We start from the raw sequence: 18759 nt of genomic DNA, 5'->3' as shown, positions 1-18759 counted from the left end.
TCGGAAAGCTCATCAAAAATGCCTACTGCCACGGTAAAGTCATAGTTCGTTTTGCGATTAAATAGTTCCGAGAGATTAAAAAATTACTAGCTTTGCGTGTGTATAGTAATTTTAATATATATTGTTTTCTATATAATAGGATATGCGGTATAGTATTATTTATATATAACAAGAAAGCTATAGTGAGGTTGCATGAACAGCAGAGATGGAAATCCATTATCGAGCAGTCATCCCGAGGCCATCGTGCCTCATATCGGAACCGAGGTTGGCGGTGATAAATTTTTCCCGCGCAAAGCATTGGAGGATGAGTTCGACAGTGTCATGACCCGGTCCAACGGCGCTAAGCTTTTCGGTTTACGCCGCATCGGTAAATCCAGTGAAGCCTCTGCTTGTTGCGAACGCTTACGAAAGGCCGGTTTCACGGTGGTGAAAGAAGATGCCGAAGGCATGAGTTCCGAAGTCATGTTGTTGCAGTCCATTCTTGGCAAATTGCCCAGCGAAGGCTTGAAAGCTCGGGTGACGAAGCTAATCTTGGACGATAACGCCATCGCCAAAAGCGCCCGCGATGCATTTAGCAAAGCCATGAGTGGTAAAGCTGATGAGCTGCTCGCGTATTTCGGGCCGATTATGTCGGCGGTGGAAAACGCTATTGATCAAAACGACCGCGTAGTCTTGGTTATCGACGAGTTTCCTTGGTTGTGTCGCAGCATACTCCAAAGCGATGTCGACAAAGGGGTGGCTCGGGTGGATGTGTTGCTCGCGGCGTTACGTCGCTGGCGAAACAAAGGCGTACCGATGCTGTTAATGGGGTCGATAGGCATGGTCGCTTTGGGCCGCCAGTATGGCTTGGATTTGAATCATCTAAACGATCTTGGCCCGCTGAACGTGCCTCCATTCGAGTCCGACGAGGCGAAAGCATTGGTCGACGCCTTGGCCGTTGGCGGCGAAATTGCCAGCTGGACCGAGGCGCATACTACCGCGCTGCTTGAAGAAACCGTCGCCTTCTATCCCGCAATGCTGCAAAAAGGCTTCGAACAGACCACATTGGGCGGACGCGCTGCAAGTATTGAGCGTTTCTCCGATCTGTTCGCCGAAAAAGTGCGACCGGATTTCGATGATACCTTTTACCAGCAATTCGACAAGCGACTCAAACTTTACCGAAATTTGCCGGAACCTCTGCCGAAACTGTTGAATGGTGCCTTGCAAGCAGTGATAAAAGCTGATTCTCCGGTAGCGCGGGATGCGCTGTATGATGCGCTTGATCCCAGCGGTGAAATGTCCGAGGCCGATCTTGGCGATGCGCTGAACATTCTGCGGGAAGACGGTTTCTTGGCGGTACGAGCGGAACGCGACGGCAGTCAGCAGTGGCGGGTGGCCTCCGGTCTAATGCTGGCGTGGTGGAAACAACGCAGGGGATCGCGTCGATGAGCCGCAAACGCCTAATCGAAACATTTAATACTCACCGTATGACGGCAGAGGTGGTGCAGGCGGTAGCTACTGCCCGCGACCTGGAACTGGCCGAAATCATCAAAGCGGTGCGGCGGGCGGCGAGTCAGCCGCAGCAGACCGCTCAACACCTCATCGTCTATGGCGAGCGTGGTTCCGGTAAATCTTTCCTGATGCGCATGGTTGAAATCGAAATCGAACGGCTGGCGAGGGAAGAAGGATTGCAAGTAGTGTCTGCTCTGTTGCCCGAGGAGCAATACAACATCCGTACCGCGCCGCAATTAATTCTAGCCATCGCGGCCAAAGTGCGCGGCGCAGGCTGGGAAACCTCCGCTTTTACTTTGGAGTTTCGTCCGCTGGCAGAGGCTTGGCAGGCCGCTGTCGATGAGCTGGATACTGCGTTGGATCAGCGCTTCGGACAGGGGCAAGGTCTGGTGGTGGCGATGGTGGAAAATTTCGATATCCTTACCAGCAGCCTGTTCGGCAGTAGCTCCGTTACTCAAAAAAAGGCTGCCAGTGCCCGCGCCGTTGAGCAAAGCAACGCCGAACAATTGCTGCGCAAACTGATGAATGCTAAAGGCTCGCGTTTGATGTTGATTGCCGCAGCCACCGGTACGGTGGATCAAGACTATGATCGTCCGCTGTTCCAGGCTTTCAAAACCTTGGATTTGCGCATTTGGAACAGCGACGACTGTATCGCCTACTTCAACCGCCGCCGCGAGCTGGAGCAGCAAGCGGCGTTATCGCCGCAAGAAGAAGCCCGAGCTCGCGCCATCGCCGAATTCATTGGCGGTAATCCTCGTTTAGCCCAGTTATTGGGTGAAGCATTAGCTAGCCCCGATGCTCGCAGCATCGCTACGATTCTTGATTCTTTGAGCGACCATCTCGCCGATTACTACCGCCGTCGTCTCGATGACTTGCCGCCGCAATCCGTCGCCTTGCTTGATGCATTGATTCGCAAGGGCGAACCTTGCACGCAGACCGAATTGGCGGCACGGGTGGGCGCAACTTCGCAGGCGCAGATCGCCGATGCTTTCCGCTATTTGCAATCCGGTCGCTTATTGGTTGCGGATCAGGACGCGCAAGGCGCAGGCAAGCTGTACCGCTTACGCGATAGGCTGTTCGTGCATTTTTACCGGCGACGCTATGGCGAGCCGGAACACGCTTTAGGACTAGCGCCTATTGCCGAATTGCTGGAAAGTTTTTTTACTTTGCGCGAGCGCGAACAGCAAGCGCGGCGGCATTTGGAAGCAGGCGAGTGGGCGGATGCGAAGCTTTATGCGTTGAATAGCCCGTTTCTGTGCGAGTCTCTGGATGGTTATTGTCAGTATCGGGATGACTGTGTGATAGGTGTTCCGTCGGAACTGTTCCATTTGGCCGGTTTAAGCACTGATGAAGCTGTCGCTGCCCAAGCCGAGTTGAAGCGGCAGCCGGAACTTTCCGTTAAACGTTGGAAAGATGCGGCTGATCAAGCCAGCACTAGGTTAAGCAAGACAGTGTCCATATTATTGGAGGCAAAAGCGCTTTCCCGCTGCCGGATGGACAACGAGTCCGAGGCGACCTTGATTGAAGCGCTACAAATGGTCGAAGCGAACGGCGACAAGGATTCGCAGATTCTGGTTTTGGACGAACTGATTGCCTTCGCTGATTCGATACGACAGGATCGCGCCAGAGCCTCAGATTATGCCGCTCAGTCAGCAGAGCTTGCCGAGCAGGCTGATAATGCTTATGCGAGGACGGTGGCGTTATGTGATCGAGCATGGAATTTTGCGAACGATAAAGGCCGCTATCGGGAAGCTATTGCCGCAACGGACGAAGCCTACACATTGGCCGAGAGTATAGAGTCGCAAAACTTGCAGGCTCGCGTTCTCATATTGAAGGCGTCTTGCCTCAATGAACTCGAACGATATGAAGAAGCCGTTTCGCTGTCGGAAAAAGCCGCGAACTTGGCAGTGACTACAGGTGCAATCCATTATCAGGTGCTTGCCCTATTTATTATGAGCGTTGTTCTGCGCAAATTAGATAAGCATGAACGGGCTGAACCGGTATATGGCAAAGCGGCCCAACTGGCAGCCGACATAAACGACACCAGCCGACAATGCCGTTTGCTCTGGCTTCAAGCCAATAGTTTGAGAAAGCTGAAGCGTCTGGAACAGGCTCTAGTTATTTTTCGCGAATCCGCTAATTTGGCTAAGGAGCTCGGCGAGTTGAGTTTTCAGGCAGAGGCTGTATTTGCCGCAAGTCAAATGCTGAATGAGCTGGAAAAGTATGACGAGGCCGCGTCAGCGTTTGAAGAGGCGGCGCGGCTTGCTGCTTCAGCAGGTAATACCGATTTGCAACTGTTGTCGTTAAAAGGTTGTACAGCGGTTTTAAGCCTACTCAATCGGAACGAACAAGCTATTGAGTTGGCGCAGAGAGTTTTTGAGCTTAGTTCTTCAACTGAAGAATATCGTGATCAGATTATCGCCTTAGCTTTTAAGGGAGGAGGGCTTAGTGAGTTGGGCAACATTGACGAGGCTCTGAGTACATTCAACAAGGCTTACAGTATTGCCAAGTCGATTGGCGATATACATCTAATGATAGAGACTTTGGATCTCCTGTCTTTCAGTTTGGGACAGCAGAAGCCAGAACAGATTCTAATACTGGTGAAGGAAGCTATCATCGAGTTCGCTAATAAAATATCTATAGAAGATTTATGGAAAGTGCGCCGGAGTTTCTTCAGAGTAACCCGTTGGATGCTTGCGCATGATTTGATGGCGGTTTTCGAGGCATGCTTAAAGGATATTGTTGACGATAAAAGCGCGGAATTTCTTTCCTCTATGCTTGATGAGGTACTGGCCGCCGTCGCTTATAACGGCGTGTGGAATAATTTTGCTGCCTGCTTGCTACGGTATTCCGATGTTTTGCCTTTATTAAAGTCGTCGAGGGCCTTTATTGGTGTAGGCGAGGTTTGGAGCGAGCAGCTCAAGGTTGATGGACGCGCTCAAACCTATGCGGCAATCGCCCATCAACTGCCCTCTATCATACGTCTGACAGAATTGCTGCCGCTTGCGGATACCGAGTCAGACGGCCATTTGTGGGAGCTAATCAAAGGCTTGGTAAACCACTGCGACGATGCCGGTTTTCTGCAAGACTTAGCCGGTTTGTTGAGAGAGAAATTGGGCGAGCCAGCCGAAGCCTGGGGGCAGATTCTTCAAATGTTTGCCCAAGTTCATGCCGCCAAGGACAAGGAAAAAGTTCTTCAACGTTTGGATCCGGATTTGGTTCTTGTTATTCGCCGCGTTTTGAATCTCCCCGAACCAACAGGTCGGTTAGCGCAAAAAGGCCGACGTAAAGGTCGTTAAAGGCGGGTAGGCCGGAATAAGCTGGTTCGAGCGACAGCGAGAATTGGCGTTTCCGGCAAACTCTTTCAGTCGTCGCAGAGCTTTAGGCGATAAGACGATTTCCGGCTCACTCTTCATATTTTCGTTTGATTTGGGTAAACGTATCCGCCAGTTTTACGCTTTCGCCCTGTTCAAGTTGGTGTATGGAAATGCCTATATCGTCCTTAATTTTTGCAGCTTGTATGAATTGGCTGAATTCTTTGATCAGGCGGCTGTGATTATTGCCATAGGTTTGCTGCAATATTTGTTCTATGTCGGGGTTGTCGATAGTGATATTAATCATGGCTTTAATCCTGATGGTTATTTTGCTATTTGAAAATATAGGTTACGGTTTGCTTCCTTGCTCTGCATACCGGAACAAGCAAAAATCCGAAGTGTAAACCGTTGTCTACCCTCTATGGCGCCGATTAATTATCACAGGTGTGATTCAACAATGAGTCTAGCCGACAGGAAATAAGCCCGAAATCCGGCTTTGGGTCAAAAAACAAGAGGCTAGTCCAATAACTCCGCGTGGAACCATTGGACTAGCCTCCTGCCTTGGGTGTTTTGCTTTGCGGCTGTATTTGCTTTTATCGCAAAAAGTTTGCGCTTTGTTAAACAGGCGCGCGTACTTTGCGACCGGGTTTTGCTTGGGAACGCCATCGGTTCCTTGTTGATTTTTACGTCTTTTCATCATTTACCTCTTATAATATGTCAAGTTTGTGTGAATCCACACAACAGTAATATACCATTTTTTAAGAGTACATAACGCTAGTGAAATTTAGAAAAGACTTTGATGTCATTGTGGTTGGCGGCGGTCATGCGGGTACGGAAGCGGCGTTGGCTTCGGCCCGGTGCGGCGCGAACACGCTGTTGTTGACGCAAAATATCGACACCCTGGGGCAGATGAGCTGCAATCCTGCGATTGGCGGGATAGGCAAGGGGCATCTGGTTAAGGAAGTCGATGCGTTAGGCGGGGTGATGGCTCGAGCCATCGATCATGGCGGCATCCAGTTTCGCACATTGAATGCCAGCAAAGGCCCGGCGGTTCGGGCGACCCGCGCCCAGGCGGATCGCCAGCTTTATAAGCAGGCGGTCAGAACGGCGCTGGAAAACCAGCCCAATCTGGCGTTATTCCAGCAAACCGTGTCCGATTTGATCGTCGAGGGCGGCAGGGTTGCCGGGGTTAAAACCCAAATGGGCTTGAACTTTAGCGCAAGAGCCGTGGTTTTAACCACCGGCACTTTCTTGGGCGGCAAAATACATATCGGCCTGGAAAACTACAGCGGCGGCCGTGCGGGCGATCCGGCCTCCATTGCCCTGGCCGAGCGGTTAAGGGAATTGCCGTTCAGGATCGACCGTTTAAAAACCGGCACGCCGCCGCGTATCGACGGCCGGACCATCGATTTTAGCAAGCTGGAAGAGCAGCACGGCGACGATCCGGTGCCGGTGTTTTCGTTCATCGGCAAGCGCGAGCATCATCCCCGGCAGATTCCGTGTCATATCACCCGCACCAACAATAAAACTCACGATATTATCCGCTCCGGCCTGGATCGCTCGCCCTTGTATTCGGGCATTATCGAGGGCGTCGGGCCGCGTTATTGCCCGTCGATTGAAGACAAGGTCGTGCGCTTTGCCGACCGGGATTCGCACCAGATTTTTGTCGAGCCGGAAGGTTTGAATACCCATGAGATTTACCCTAACGGCATATCGACCAGTCTGCCTTTCGATGTGCAGTATGAGCTGGTGCGCTCGATGCTGGGTTTTGAAAATGCTGAAATCTTGCGCCCCGGTTATGCGATTGAATACGATTTTTTCGATCCCAGGGATTTGAAGTCGTCGCTGGAAACCAAGCACATGGACGCGCTGTTCTTTGCCGGGCAAGTCAACGGCACCACCGGTTATGAAGAAGCGGCGGCTCAGGGCTTAATCGCGGGGCTTAATGCGGCGCGCCTGGTTAAAGGCCTCGACAGCTGGTGTCCGGGACGCGACGAGGCTTATATCGGCGTGATGATCGACGATTTGATTACGCGCGGCACCCAAGAGCCGTACCGGATGTTCACCAGCCGCGCTGAATACCGCTTGCTGCTGAGGGAAGACAACGCCGATTTGCGTCTGACCGAAAAAGGCAGGGAATTGGGCTTGGTTGATGACGAGCGCTGGCAGGCTTTCGAGACCAAGCGGGCGGCCATCTCAGAGTTGCAGGACGGCCTGAAAAAGAAATGGGTCAGGACGGAAACGGAACAGGCGGGCCAAGTCGAGCAATATTGGGGCAAGCCGTTAATGCGGGAAGCCAATCTGATGGATTTGCTGCGCCGCCCGGAAGTGGATATTCGGCAACTGCTGTCGTTTATAGATGATGCGGGGGATATAGATCCGCAGGTAGCCGAGCAGGTTGAAATTCAGGCCAAATATGCCGGTTACATCGACAGACAGCAAACCGAGATCGACAAAGCTTTGCGCTACGATCACCTGCGCCTGCCGGAGGTGATCGATTACAGCGGCGTTCCCGGCCTGTCCAATGAAGTCAGTGAGAAGCTTAAAAAGCAGCGGCCGGAAACCTTGGGCCAGGCCTCGCGTATCCCCGGTATCACTCCGGCCGCAATTTCCCTGTTGCTGGTTTATCTAAAGAAGAAAAACGCCTGATGGAAGCCTCCCGAAAAATCCTGGTTTCCGGGATAGCCGAATTAAACCTAAACGTAACTGACCATCAAGTCGATCAGTTGCTTGATTTTATAAAGCTGATTGAAAAGTGGAATAAAGCCTATAATCTGACCGCGATACGGGATAGGGAAGAGATGGCGCGGCTGCATATACTGGACAGCTTGGCGATTGTTCCGCATGTCGAGGGCAAACGCATCATCGATATTGGCACCGGGGCAGGGCTGCCCGGCATTCCGTTGGCGATCTGCCTGCCCGAAACTAGCTTTACCTTGCTTGACAGCAATGCCAAAAAAACCCGGTTTGTGCAGCAGGTCGTTCTGGAGTTAAAGCTTAAAAACGTAGCAGTTGTGCATAGCCGCGTGGAAAATTATCATCCTGAGCCCGCGTATGATGCGGTTCTTACCAGGGCGTTCGCCAGCTTGCCCGATATAGTGAAACTGACTGCGCATTTGCTGGTCAAGGATGGCGTGTTGCTGGCAATGAAGGGGCAGAGTCTGGATGCAGAGCTGGCAGAGATAACAGCCAAAAAATCCGTCATATCGGTTAGCGTTCCGGGGGCTGACGTTGAACGATGTCTGGTACGAATACAATCACCTGAACAGGTCGAGGTAAGCTAGTGGGAAAAATAATTGCCATAACCAACCAAAAAGGCGGTGTAGGAAAAACCACCACCAGCGTAAATCTGGCGGCTTCGCTGGCTGCGGCTAACCGGCGCGTATTGCTGGTGGACCTTGATCCGCAGGGTAATGCGGCGATGGGCTGCGGCATCGATAAGCAGGAAGTTAAATATTCCAGCTACGATTTGTTGATGGAAGAAGTGCCTGCGTCGGAAACGGTCATCAAGCTGCCTGATATCGGTTTTTCGGTGATTCCGGGCAATTCAGACCTGACGGCGGCTGAAGTGGAATTGATGCATGCCGATCATAAGGAGCGGCGGCTGGCCGACGCCTTGATTCCGATCAAAGCGGACTATGATTTTATTTTGATCGATTGTCCGCCTTCGTTGAACATGCTGACCTTAAATGCGATGGTCGCCGCCAACAGCCTGTTGATACCGATGCAATGCGAATACTATGCGTTGGAAGGCTTGTCCGCGTTAATGAGCACCTTGAAAAACATCCAGGACAGCGTTAATCCCGAGCTGCATCTGGAAGGCATCCTGCGAACCATGTATGACGACAGAAATCGCCTGACCAAGGACGTATCGGAGCAATTGATCCGCTATTTCGGCGATAAGGTATTCCGAACCTGCATTCCAAGAAACATTCGCTTGGCGGAATCCCCAAGTCATGGTTTGCCGGTGTTGAGTTACGATAAATCGTCGCGCGGGTCTGTGGCCTATATCGCATTGGCGGGTGAAATGATCAGAAAAGAAAAAAAATCCAGCAAATGACTTTAAAAAAACGTGGACTAGGTCGGGGGCTTGAAGCTTTGTTGGCGGAAGAGGAAAAGCATCAACCGAAGACTGGGCAAGCGGGCGCTTATCCGGCAGCTAAAGATGCGGATCAGGATGAAATGCAGAGCGCCGGGGAAGCAGGCGGACAAACAGCAATGCTGGTGGCCTTTTTTAAGGACATTCAAAGAGAGCACCTTACTCTGTTGGCAGAAGCCGAGGCTCTAAGAAAGTTGATAGAAGAATTTGAAGCGATAGTCCGCGCTGATTTATCGTAAATCAGCGCAACGGGCATTGCCGGTGAAATGTTAAAAAAGAGAAAAATTGAATTATGGCTGTGAAAAAACGGGGATTAAATCGAGGGCTGGACGCTTTATTGGGCAGTGTTTCCGGTAAAGACGATCACGGCGACACCGGGGAAGGCCATCAGCTGCACACCCTGCCGGTCGAATACATGCAGCGGGGCAAGTATCAGCCAAGAAAAGATATTAACCCCGAAAAACTGCAAGAACTGGCCGATTCCATCAAAGCGCAAGGCATCATACAGCCTGTTGTGGTGCGTAAGATTGCCCCGGACAAGTACGAAATTATTGCCGGTGAGCGGCGTTGGCGGGCCGCGCAATTAGCCGGGTTGCAGCAGGTTCCGGTGGTCATCAAGGAGATAGACGACCGCACCGCAATGGCAATAGCGCTGATCGAGAATATCCAGCGGGAAGACCTGAATCCTTTGGAAGAGGCCGAAGCGTTAAGGCGGCTGTTGGACGAGTTTGAAATGACCCATCAGCAAGTTGCCGATGCAGTCGGCAAGTCGCGCGCGACGGTGACCAATTTATTGAGATTGATCGATTTGCACCCGGACGTGAAAAAGTTCTTGATTAACAGGCAGCTGGAAATGGGCCATGCGAGAGCGCTGCTGTCTTTGGATGGCCCGAAGCAAGTGGCTGCGGCCAACAAGATCGTCAAGGAGGGCTTAACGGTCAGGGCGGCGGAGCGTCTGGTTAAAGACAGCCAAGCCGAGCCAAAACCCCCTAAGGTAAAGGTAATAGACAACGATACCTTGCGTTTGCAGGAGGACCTGACCGCGAAACTGGGGGCAAAAGTAGTCATTGAGCATAAGGAAAATGGCGGCGGAAAGCTGGTCATCGCTTATTCCAGTTTGGAAGAGCTGGATGGGATTCTTGAGCAGATTAGAGCGTGACAGGTAATATGTTGGCGGATGAAGAGCGATCAAAAGCGGCCCTGAGTTTATTGTTTGAGCTTTCGATGCCGGCCGCTTTTCTATCTAAACCGCTTATGGGCGGTGAGCGTATAGCAAAAGGTTGTTCAGGTGCGTCTTTACGCTACGGCTTGGCATGATTTTTTTTAATAGATCATGCTCAAAAGATCAAGTGTACAAGGGAATCAGAATATAAACCATACGGTACATCAATCTTCCTTGATTTAATGGAGTCCGCTAGATATAATTCCCCCGATGTTGAGTATGGAATTGAGAGTGGTCAATACAAAGCGCACTACTGTCAGTAAAATCATAAGTTATCAAATCCTTATGATAGCGCTAATGACGGCAGGATTTGCCCTGGCAGGAGGTAGGCCTTACGCTTTATCGGCGGCTTTAGGCGGGGCGGCGGCGTTTATTCCGAATCTGTATTTTGCATTGCGGGTATATCGATCCGCAGGGCAGGAAGCAAGAAAGATCGTAAGATCTTTTTATGCCGGGGAATCAGGCAAGTTATTGTTAACAGCCGCGCTGTTCTTTATGATTTTCCAGCTTCCAAACATAGAAATATTACCGCTGCTCGCAGTATACGTAGCAGCTTTATCGGTTTTTTGGTTTGCGCTGTTGATGCGCTGACATTATTTATACTTAGAGAGGAACGATGGCTACCGAAGCTCATGCCGAAGGTGCAACCGGTTATATTATTCACCATTTAACTTCGCTGACCGTGGGCGAGGGTTTCTGGGCATTGAATCTGGATACCTTGTTTTTCTCAGCGGTTCTGGGCGGCCTGTTTGTCTGGTTTTTTAAGATGGCGGCAGAAAAGGCTACCGCCGGCGTACCGGGATTGGTTCAGAATTTTGTAGAAATGCTGATTGAGTTTGTCGATACCCAGGTTAAAGATAGCTTCCACGGTAAAAACAAATTAATCGCGCCTTTGGCATTGACCATTTTTTGCTGGGTATTTCTGTGGAACTTCATGGACTTGTTCCCGGTTGATATATTGCCGTTAATCGGTTCGATGATGGGTATTGAATACCTGCGCGTCGTTCCAAGTACGGATTTGAATGCAACATTTGCAATGTCAATTTCCGTATTCTGTCTGATTATTTTCTACAGCATTAAAGTAAAAGGCCCTTGGGGGTTTGCTAAAGAACTGATGTTCCAGCCGTTTGGCCCTTGGCTGTTACCCTTCAATCTGCTGTTAAAGTTAGTAGAAGAAATTGCAAAGCCCATTTCATTGGCGCTTCGTTTATTCGGAAACCTGTATGCGGGTGAGCTGATCTTTATTTTGATCGCTTTATTGCCTTGGTATATTCAGCCGGTGTTGAGTTTTCCCTGGGCTGTTTTTCATATTTTAATTATCACGCTACAGGCATTTATATTCATGGTATTGACCATTGTTTACCTGAGTATGGCGCACGAAGATCATTAAAGATTTTTTAACTTTTTTATAATTAACTATAGGTTTGGAGGTTTCATGGAAATTGCAAAATTGATTGCTGATGTACAAGGCATGACTGCTATCGCAGTGGGTCTGGTTCTGGGTATGGGAGCTTTAGGAACAGCGATAGGCTTCGGTCTGTTAGGTGGAAAATTCCTGGAAGGTGCTGCTCGTCAACCTGAAATGGTTCCTATGCTGCAAGTAAAAATGTTTGTTGTTGCGGGTCTGTTAGACGCGGTAACCATGATCGGCGTTGGCTTGGCGCTGTTCTTTACCTTCGCTAACCCATTCCTGTCTGCTGTAACAGCTGCGGCAGCGGGTTAATAGCCGTTTAACTTTAATAGCAACAAGAGGAACGCATCGTGAGTATCAATGCTACTCTGATTGGGCAAATGATAACCTTTGCACTTCTGGTATGGTTTACCATGAAGTACATCTGGCCGCCTTTATTTGACTCTTTAGAAGAACGTAAAAAGAAAATTGCCGATGGTTTGGCTGCCGCTGAAAAAGGTCAGGAACAGATGCATTTGGCGGAGAAAAAAGCCAAAGGCGTTTTAAAAGAAGCCAAAGAACAGTCTTCGGAGATTGTGAATCTGGCTCAAAAACGTGCCAATGAGCTTGTCGAAGCATCAAAAGACACCGCCAAAAAAGAAGGCGAGCGTTTGCTTCAGGTGGCAAAGGCGCAGATTGAGCAGGAAAAACAACAGGCTAAAGAAAGTTTGCGTAAAGAGGTATCGGCCTTGGCTTTGCTGGCAGCGGAACAGGTTCTGAGTGCGGAAATCGATAAAACCAAGCACCAAGACATCCTGAGCAAAATTTCTAATCAATTGGGTTAAGCATAATGAGCGAACTGGCAACATTGGCAAGGCCCTATGCAGCAGCGGTATTCAAGCGAGCCTTGGAGACTGGTACTACAGAAAAGTGGTCGAAAAGTTTGGCGTTTATATCGGCTGTGCTGAATGATAAAGAGATTTCTGTTGTAGTGGATAATCCCAAAGTAAGTAACGCGAGGTTGTCTGAGTTGATGCTCGATATTTGCCAGGAACACGTAAATGAAGAAGGTGCGAATTTTCTGAAATTACTAATTCAAAACAACCGGTTAACTTTGGCGCCGACTATTGCGTATTTATTTGAAGCCTATAGGGCGGAAAGCGAAGGTTATGTCGATGTTGAAGTGACAACTGCTTACGCCTTCTCCAAAGAAGAAAAGCAAGGTTTCACTTCAACGCTGGAAAAAACGCTAAGCAAAAAAGTCCATATGAATGTGACCGTGGATAAATCTTTAATCGGCGGCGTAGTGGTACGTGCAGGCGACAGGGTGATTGACGGTTCCATTAAAGGCCAGCTTCAACAATTAGCAAAACGACTCTAAACTAGAGCGAGAAACAGAACATGCAATTAAACCCATCTGAAATAAGTGATCTGATTAAAAAGAAGATCGAAAACTTCGACTTGAGCGCCGAGTCTCACACCGAAGGTACCGTCGTCAGTGTGACTGACGGTATTGTGCGAGTGCATGGCCTTTCGGAAGCGATGCAAGGCGAGATGCTGGAATTTCCAGGCAACACCTTTGGCATGGCGCTTAACCTTGAAAGAGATTCCGTGGGTGTGGTGGTATTAGGTCCATACCAGCATATCTCGGAAGGCGACACCGTAAAATGCACCGGAAAAATTCTGGAAGTTCCTGTCGGGGAAGCATTGCTGGGTCGCGTCGTTGATGCGCTGGGTAATCCTATCGACGGCAAGGGCGCTATCGAAACCACCGAAACTTCGCCGATTGAAAAAATCGCTCCTGGGGTAATTGCCCGTCAATCGGTTGATCAGCCCGTGCAATTGGGCTTGAAATCTATCGACGCGATGATTCCGGTAGGCCGCGGCCAGCGCGAGTTAATCATCGGCGACAGACAAACCGGTAAAACGGCTATTGCGGTTGATGCGATTATCAATCAAAAAGGTACAGGTATTAAATGTATCTATGTGGCTATCGGTCAAAAACGTTCATCAATTGCCAACGTTGTGCGAAAGCTTGAAGAGCATGGCGCGATGGAACACACGATCATCGTGTCGGCATCGGCATCGGAATCGGCCGCGCTGCAATTTATCGCGCCTTATACAGGTTGTTCGATGGGTGAGTTTTTCAGGGATCGCGGCGAAGATGCGCTGATCATTTATGATGATTTAACCAAGCAAGCTTGGGCTTACCGTCAGATTTCCTTGTTGTTGCGTCGTCCGCCAGGCCGCGAAGCGTATCCAGGGGACGTGTTTTACTTGCATTCCCGTTTGCTGGAAAGAGCGTCACGGATTAATGCAGCCGAAGTTGAGAAACTGACCGGCGGCAAGGTAAAAGGCAAAACAGGGTCATTAACTGCATTGCCGATTATTGAAACTCAAGGCGGCGACGTATCGGCTTTTGTACCGACTAACGTAATCTCAATTACCGACGGTCAGATATTTCTGGAAAGCAACTTGTTCAACTCCGGTATCCGGCCTGCGGTGAATGCAGGTTTATCGGTATCGCGTGTAGGTGGTGCTGCTCAAACCAAGATCATCAAGAAATTGGGTGGCGGTACACGTCTCGATTTGGCGCAATATCGTGAGTTGGCGGCTTTCGCACAGTTTGCATCCGACTTGGATGAAAGTACTCGCAAGCAGATTGAACGCGGTCAACGCGTAACCGAACTGATGAAACAGAATCAATATTCACCTATGTCGGTCGCGCAAATGGCCGCTTCATTGTTCGCCGCTAATGAAGGATTTCTTGACGGCGTGGAAGTTAACAAGGTGCTTGATTTTGAGGCGGCTTTACAGTCGTACTTGGCGGCAGAGCATTCTGAATTAATGAACAACATTAATGCAACGGGCGATTTTAGCGATGACATAAGAAAGGGTATGCTGACCGCTATTCAGACTTTCGTCAAAACTCATAGCTGGTAAAAGGGTCTTAAGATGGCTGTTGGTAAAGAAATACGCAGCAAGATCGGAAGTATTAAAAATACTCAAAAAATTACCCGGGCAATGGAGATGGTTGCTGCGAGTAAAATGCGTAAAACAAAAGACAGAATGATGGCGACACGGCCATACTCCAAAAAGATTGGGCAGATTATCAAACATCTGGCTCACGCAAATCCGGAGTATAAACATTCTTTTCTCGTTGAACGTCCGGTCAAGCGGGTTGGCATTATTGTAATCAGTTCCGACAGAGGCTTGTGCGGAGGATTGAATTCAAATTTGTTCAGAAAAACTCTGACACAGATGACAGAATGGAACAAAGAGAATGTTGAAATAGACATTTGTACAATAGGTACCAAGGCGTTTGGTTTTTTTGGTAATCTGAAAGCAAATCTAGTCGGGCATGTTTCTAAATTAGGTGACACGCCGCACCAGCATGACATTATCGGCATCATTAAAATTATGTTGGATGCTTACGCGCAGGGTGCAATTGACGAGCTGCATGTAGTATACAATGAGTTCGTTAATACCATGACGCAGAAGCCTACTATCGAGAAATTACTGCCAGTGGTAGCCGGTGAGCTTGATGAAGGCCTAAACGGGCATTGGGATTATATTTATGAACCTGATGCCAAAGAAGTTTTGGACCATTTGTTAACCCGCTATACCGAATCCATCGTTTATCAAGGACTGGTTGAAAATAACGCTTGCGAACAGGCGGCCAGAATGGTGGCGATGAAGAGTGCTTCGGATAATGCCGGAAATATTATCAGCGAATTACAACTGGTTTATAACAAAGCCAGACAAGCTGCTATCACTCAGGAAATTTCAGAAATTGTTGCCGGTGCCGCAGCTGTTTAAGCCCAAGTAAAAATGACACAACACAAGAGGACAACTCAATGAGTTCGGGTAAAATCGTTCAGATTATCGGCGCGGTCGTTGACGTGGAATTTTCACGTACAGACCTGCCCAAAGTATATGACGCCTTAAATGTAGAAGGTATAGGCCTAGTGCTGGAAGTTCAACAGCAATTAGGTGATGGTGTCGTCAGAACTATTGCTATGGGTAGTACCGACGGTTTAAGCCGAGGCTTGGAAGTCAGTAATACTAAGGCAGCTATTGCAGTGCCGGTCGGCCAGGAAACTTTAGGGCGCATTATGAACGTCTTGGGCGAGCCCATCGACGAAAAAGGTCCTATCGGCGAAAAAGTAAAGTGGGGCATCCACCGTGAAGCACCCAGTTATGCTGAGCAGGCGGCGGCAACCGAGCTACTCGAAACCGGCATCAAGGTTATCGATTTGGTCTGTCCGTTTACCAAAGGTGGTAAAGTCGGATTGTTCGGCGGGGCCGGTGTCGGCAAGACCGTTAACATGATGGAGCTGATCCGTAATATCGCGATTGAGCACAGCGGTTACTCGGTATTTGCCGGTGTAGGCGAGCGTACTCGTGAAGGGAACGACTTCTATCACGAAATGACCGATTCAAACGTAATCGACAAAGTATCGCTGGTTTACGGTCAAATGAACGAGCCGCCAGGAAACAGATTGCGCGTTGCGTTGACCGGTTTGACGATGGCGGAATACTTCCGTGATGAAGGCCGTGACGTACTATTCTTCGTTGATAATATTTACCGTTACACCTTGGCGGGTACTGAAGTATCGGCGCTTTTAGGTCGTATGCCTTCTGCTGTGGGTTACCAACCTACGCTGGCCGAAGAAATGGGCGTATTACAAGAACGTATTACTTCAACCAAAACCGGTTCCATTACCTCTATTCAAGCGGTATATGTACCAGCGGATGACTTGACAGATCCATCGCCTGCAACCACTTTCGCGCATTTGGATGCAACCGTGGTATTGTCTCGTCAAATTGCCGAGTTAGGTATTTATCCTGCGATTGACCCGCTGGATTCCACCAGCCGTCAGTTGGATCCATTAGTCATTGGTCAAGAGCATTATGATGTGGCGCGTAAGGTCCAGGGTATCCTGCAACGTTATAAAGAATTGCGCGACATTATTGCGATCTTGGGTATGGACGAATTGTCTGAGGAAGATAAATTGACCGTAGCACGAGCGCGTAAAATGCAACGCTTCTTATCTCAGCCTTTCTTCGTTGCCGAGGTATTTACCGGTTCACCTGGTAAATATGTGTCGCTGAAAGATACTATTGCCGGTTTCAAAGGTATTATCGACGGTGAATACGATGCTATTCCTGAGCAGGCTTTCTATATGGTTGGTACCATAGACGAAGCGCTTGAGAAAGCAAAAGGAATGAAATAAGTTAAAATCTGTAGGTAAAGTTCATATCCTTTACCTGCATCCATATAGGCAACAAACATGACCATGACCGTACATGTAGATATCGTTAGTGCAGAAAAGGAAATATTTTCTGGATTAGCGGAAATGGTATTTGCCCCGGCCGAACTCGGCGAGGTGGGTATTTCGCCTCGGCATGCGCCTTTAATATCCAGGCTTAAACCCGGCGAAGTTCGGGTAAAAGTCAGCGACAAGGAAATTTATCCGTTTTATGTGTCAGGTGGGATGCTGGAGATTCAACCCCATCTCATTACTATTCTGGCCGATACGGCTATAAGAGCGAAAGATATTGATGAGGCGGCCGCAATAGAAGCAAAAGCCAGGGCTGAAGAAGCATTAACCGATAAATCGGGCAAAATTGATTTTGCAGCGGCTCAGGCACAATTGCAGGAAGCTATTATGCAATTAAGAACTCTCGATAGATTTAGAAAGCGCGGCGGGTAGTCGGGATATTGCACGACTGCCTTTGCCCTTTTTGAGAAGCCCGATAACGTGTTAATACGCTATCGGGCTTTTTTGGTTTCACGTCAGGCTGTTCTGCCTGACGCCCTTCGGGTAAATGCAAATCTGTTCCAGACAGATTTGTAACGGAATATCAAATGAAAATAACGACCATTATTCTTGCGGCGGGTAAAGGAACGCGTATGCGTTCGGAGTTGCCCAAAATTTTACATAAAATTGCCAATAGACCGTTGTTGCAGCATGTCTATGACACTGCTAAGCAATTGCAACATAATACTGTCAAGATTGTTGTAGGCCACGGTGCGGAGCAAGTCACCGAGACTTTAAAGCATTTAGAGGCCGATTGGGTAGAACAAAAGCAGCAGTTGGGTACCGGGCACGCAGTGCAACAGGTCAGCGATCAAATTGCCGATGCCGACACCGTTTTGATACTGTACGGTGACGTGCCTTTGCTGAAATTGGCAACGGTCAAGTTACTGATAAATAACGTCAATGACCAATCTTTGGCGTTGCTCACGGTGAATCTCGCCAACCCGGCAGGTTATGGCAGAATAGTTCGAAATGCCGCCGGGCAGGTTACAAAAATTGTCGAAGAAAAAGACGCGACTGCCGGTGAAAAGCTGATTAATGAAATTAATACCGGCATCATGGCGGTGCAAGGCCGACAGTTGAAAAAATGGTTGAGCCGGTTAAACAACAGCAATGCCCAGGGCGAATACTATTTGACGGATGTGATTGAAATGGCGGTTGCCGATCAAGTCAATATCGTTACCAGCCAGCCGGAAACCGAGGATGAGGTTCTGGGCGTTAATAACCGCATACAGCTCAGCCACTTGGAGCGTGTTTATCAGCAAGAGCAAGCCAATAGCTTGATGGAGCGGGGGGTCACCCTAAAAGACCCGAACCGCTTTGACCAAAGAGGTTCGATAGAAAGTCTGGGGCAAGACATAGAAATCGATATTAATGTGATTTTAGAGGGAAAAAACAGCATCGGCAGTAATGTCAAAATAGGCGCGAACACCCAAATAAAAAACTCTATCATCGGCGATTATGTGGAAATTCTGGCAAACTGCGTCATAGAAGACGCCGTCATAGGACAAGGCAGCAGAATCGGCCCTTATGCCAGATTAAGGCCGGACAGTGTTCTGGCTGAAGACGTCCATATCGGTAATTTTGTAGAAATCAAGAAATCAACGGTAGCCGCAGGCAGCAAAATAAATCACTTGAGTTATATAGGCGATGCCACGATCGGCAGCAAAGTGAATGTGGGAGCCGGAACCATCACCTGTAATTATGATGGCGTTAATAAGTTCAGGACCATTATTGAAGACGGCGCCTTTATCGGTTCCAATAGCCAGTTGGTCGCACCGGTTACGGTCGGCAAAAACGCCACGATAGGCGCAGGATCGACGATTACTAAAGACACTCCCGAAAACCAGTTGACGTTAAGCAGAGGCAAACAAGTGTCTATTACAGGATGGCAACGGCCCGTTAAGAAGGAGAAATAA

Annotated in this window: 18 protein-coding genes; 17 read left to right on the top strand and 1 reads right to left on the bottom strand. The window is 49.1% G+C overall.

Going from position 1 to position 18759, the window contains the following annotated elements:
- Positions 1-192: 192 nt before the first annotated feature.
- Both V3O24_RS14600 and V3O24_RS14595 read left to right on the top strand, forming a co-directional pair.
- Complete coding sequence (locus tag V3O24_RS14600) at positions 193-1428, top strand: hypothetical protein (protein ID WP_331307780.1); 1236 nt, start codon at positions 193-195, stop codon at positions 1426-1428.
- Positions 1425-4790 carry a hypothetical protein gene (locus V3O24_RS14595; protein WP_331307779.1) on the top strand — a complete coding sequence of 1122 codons (3366 nt, stop codon included), beginning with the start codon at positions 1425-1427 and terminating at the stop codon, positions 4788-4790. The genes V3O24_RS14600 and V3O24_RS14595 overlap by 4 nt, the downstream gene beginning before the upstream one ends.
- Positions 4791-4896: 106 nt before the next feature.
- On the opposite strand, the gene V3O24_RS14590 is transcribed toward V3O24_RS14595, so the two are convergent.
- Positions 4897-5112 (bottom strand): hypothetical protein, encoded by a 216-nt coding sequence (locus tag V3O24_RS14590; protein WP_331307778.1) that lies wholly within the window; start codon positions 5110-5112, stop codon positions 4897-4899.
- A 470-nt stretch (positions 5113-5582) separates the two neighbouring features.
- Between V3O24_RS14590 and mnmG the strand changes: the two genes are divergently transcribed.
- The 15 genes from mnmG to glmU all read left to right on the top strand — a co-directional run bounded on the left by mnmG (position 5583) and on the right by glmU (position 18759).
- A complete protein-coding gene (gene mnmG, locus V3O24_RS14585) occupies positions 5583-7454 on the top strand; it encodes a tRNA uridine-5-carboxymethylaminomethyl(34) synthesis enzyme MnmG (protein ID WP_331307777.1) in 1872 nt (623 codons plus the stop codon).
- Positions 7454-8089 carry a 16S rRNA (guanine(527)-N(7))-methyltransferase RsmG gene (gene rsmG, locus V3O24_RS14580; protein WP_331307776.1) on the top strand — a complete coding sequence of 212 codons (636 nt, stop codon included), beginning with the start codon at positions 7454-7456 and terminating at the stop codon, positions 8087-8089. The genes mnmG and rsmG overlap by 1 nt, the downstream gene beginning before the upstream one ends.
- On the top strand, positions 8089-8865 hold the full coding sequence (locus V3O24_RS14575) for a ParA family protein (protein ID WP_331307775.1): 777 nt from the start codon (positions 8089-8091) through the stop codon (positions 8863-8865). Before rsmG ends, V3O24_RS14575 begins: the two co-directional genes overlap by 1 nt.
- Positions 8862-9143: a hypothetical protein gene (locus V3O24_RS14570; RefSeq protein ID WP_331307774.1), complete on the top strand. Its 282-nt coding sequence runs from the start codon at positions 8862-8864 to the stop codon at positions 9141-9143. The genes V3O24_RS14575 and V3O24_RS14570 overlap by 4 nt, the downstream gene beginning before the upstream one ends.
- 53 nt (positions 9144-9196) lie before the next feature.
- On the top strand, positions 9197-10063 hold the full coding sequence (locus V3O24_RS14565; RefSeq protein WP_331307773.1) for a ParB/RepB/Spo0J family partition protein: 867 nt from the start codon (positions 9197-9199) through the stop codon (positions 10061-10063).
- Positions 10064-10345: 282 nt separating this feature from the next.
- Complete coding sequence (locus tag V3O24_RS14560; protein ID WP_104422205.1) at positions 10346-10717, top strand: ATP synthase subunit I; 372 nt, start codon at positions 10346-10348, stop codon at positions 10715-10717.
- Positions 10718-10742: 25 nt separating this feature from the next.
- Positions 10743-11516, top strand: coding sequence for a F0F1 ATP synthase subunit A (gene atpB, locus V3O24_RS14555; protein ID WP_331307772.1), 774 nt, complete (start codon positions 10743-10745; stop codon positions 11514-11516).
- 63 nt (positions 11517-11579) lie between these two features.
- Positions 11580-11849 (top strand): F0F1 ATP synthase subunit C, encoded by a 270-nt coding sequence (atpE, locus tag V3O24_RS14550; RefSeq protein ID WP_217182871.1) that lies wholly within the window; start codon positions 11580-11582, stop codon positions 11847-11849.
- 38 nt (positions 11850-11887) lie between these two features.
- Entirely contained in the window at positions 11888-12361 is a 474-nt protein-coding gene (locus V3O24_RS14545) for a F0F1 ATP synthase subunit B (RefSeq protein WP_104422203.1), read from the top strand.
- A gap of 5 nt (positions 12362-12366) precedes the next feature.
- Positions 12367-12897: a F0F1 ATP synthase subunit delta gene (locus tag V3O24_RS14540; protein ID WP_104422202.1), complete on the top strand. Its 531-nt coding sequence runs from the start codon at positions 12367-12369 to the stop codon at positions 12895-12897.
- A 20-nt stretch (positions 12898-12917) separates the two neighbouring features.
- On the top strand, positions 12918-14459 hold the full coding sequence (gene atpA / locus V3O24_RS14535) for a F0F1 ATP synthase subunit alpha (RefSeq protein WP_104422201.1): 1542 nt from the start codon (positions 12918-12920) through the stop codon (positions 14457-14459).
- A gap of 12 nt (positions 14460-14471) precedes the next feature.
- The gene (gene atpG, locus V3O24_RS14530) at positions 14472-15335 is read left to right on the top strand and encodes a F0F1 ATP synthase subunit gamma (RefSeq protein ID WP_331307771.1); all 864 of its coding nucleotides are present in this window, start codon (positions 14472-14474) and stop codon (positions 15333-15335) included.
- Between the two features lie 38 nt (positions 15336-15373).
- Positions 15374-16753 carry a F0F1 ATP synthase subunit beta gene (gene atpD / locus V3O24_RS14525; RefSeq protein ID WP_104422199.1) on the top strand — a complete coding sequence of 460 codons (1380 nt, stop codon included), beginning with the start codon at positions 15374-15376 and terminating at the stop codon, positions 16751-16753.
- Positions 16754-16810: 57 nt separating this feature from the next.
- Positions 16811-17233: a F0F1 ATP synthase subunit epsilon gene (locus V3O24_RS14520; protein WP_104422198.1), complete on the top strand. Its 423-nt coding sequence runs from the start codon at positions 16811-16813 to the stop codon at positions 17231-17233.
- A gap of 155 nt (positions 17234-17388) precedes the next feature.
- Positions 17389-18759: a bifunctional UDP-N-acetylglucosamine diphosphorylase/glucosamine-1-phosphate N-acetyltransferase GlmU gene (glmU, locus tag V3O24_RS14515; protein ID WP_331307770.1), complete on the top strand. Its 1371-nt coding sequence runs from the start codon at positions 17389-17391 to the stop codon at positions 18757-18759.

It is taken from the genome of Methylobacter sp. Wu8, assembly GCF_036440755.1.
Classification (GTDB): domain Bacteria; phylum Pseudomonadota; class Gammaproteobacteria; order Methylococcales; family Methylomonadaceae; genus Methylobacter_A; species Methylobacter_A tundripaludum_A.
The sequence above is the reverse complement of the archived record's forward strand: the minus strand, read 5'-3'. Positions and strand labels throughout refer to the sequence as shown.

Coding starts and splice junctions, on each gene's coding strand:
- V3O24_RS14600 (WP_331307780.1), top strand. CDS start 193: ATGAACAGCAGAGATGGAAATCCATTATCGAGCAGTCATCCCGAGGCC.
- V3O24_RS14595 (WP_331307779.1), top strand. CDS start 1,425: ATGAGCCGCAAACGCCTAATCGAAACATTTAATACTCACCGTATGACG.
- V3O24_RS14590 (WP_331307778.1), bottom strand. CDS start 5,112: ATGATTAATATCACTATCGACAACCCCGACATAGAACAAATATTGCAG.
- rsmG (WP_331307776.1), top strand. CDS start 7,454: ATGGAAGCCTCCCGAAAAATCCTGGTTTCCGGGATAGCCGAATTAAAC.
- V3O24_RS14570 (WP_331307774.1), top strand. CDS start 8,862: ATGACTTTAAAAAAACGTGGACTAGGTCGGGGGCTTGAAGCTTTGTTG.
- V3O24_RS14565 (WP_331307773.1), top strand. CDS start 9,197: ATGGCTGTGAAAAAACGGGGATTAAATCGAGGGCTGGACGCTTTATTG.
- V3O24_RS14560 (WP_104422205.1), top strand. CDS start 10,346: ATGGAATTGAGAGTGGTCAATACAAAGCGCACTACTGTCAGTAAAATC.
- atpB (WP_331307772.1), top strand. CDS start 10,743: ATGGCTACCGAAGCTCATGCCGAAGGTGCAACCGGTTATATTATTCAC.
- V3O24_RS14540 (WP_104422202.1), top strand. CDS start 12,367: ATGAGCGAACTGGCAACATTGGCAAGGCCCTATGCAGCAGCGGTATTC.
- atpA (WP_104422201.1), top strand. CDS start 12,918: ATGCAATTAAACCCATCTGAAATAAGTGATCTGATTAAAAAGAAGATC.
- atpG (WP_331307771.1), top strand. CDS start 14,472: ATGGCTGTTGGTAAAGAAATACGCAGCAAGATCGGAAGTATTAAAAAT.
- atpD (WP_104422199.1), top strand. CDS start 15,374: ATGAGTTCGGGTAAAATCGTTCAGATTATCGGCGCGGTCGTTGACGTG.
- V3O24_RS14520 (WP_104422198.1), top strand. CDS start 16,811: ATGACCATGACCGTACATGTAGATATCGTTAGTGCAGAAAAGGAAATA.
- glmU (WP_331307770.1), top strand. CDS start 17,389: ATGAAAATAACGACCATTATTCTTGCGGCGGGTAAAGGAACGCGTATG.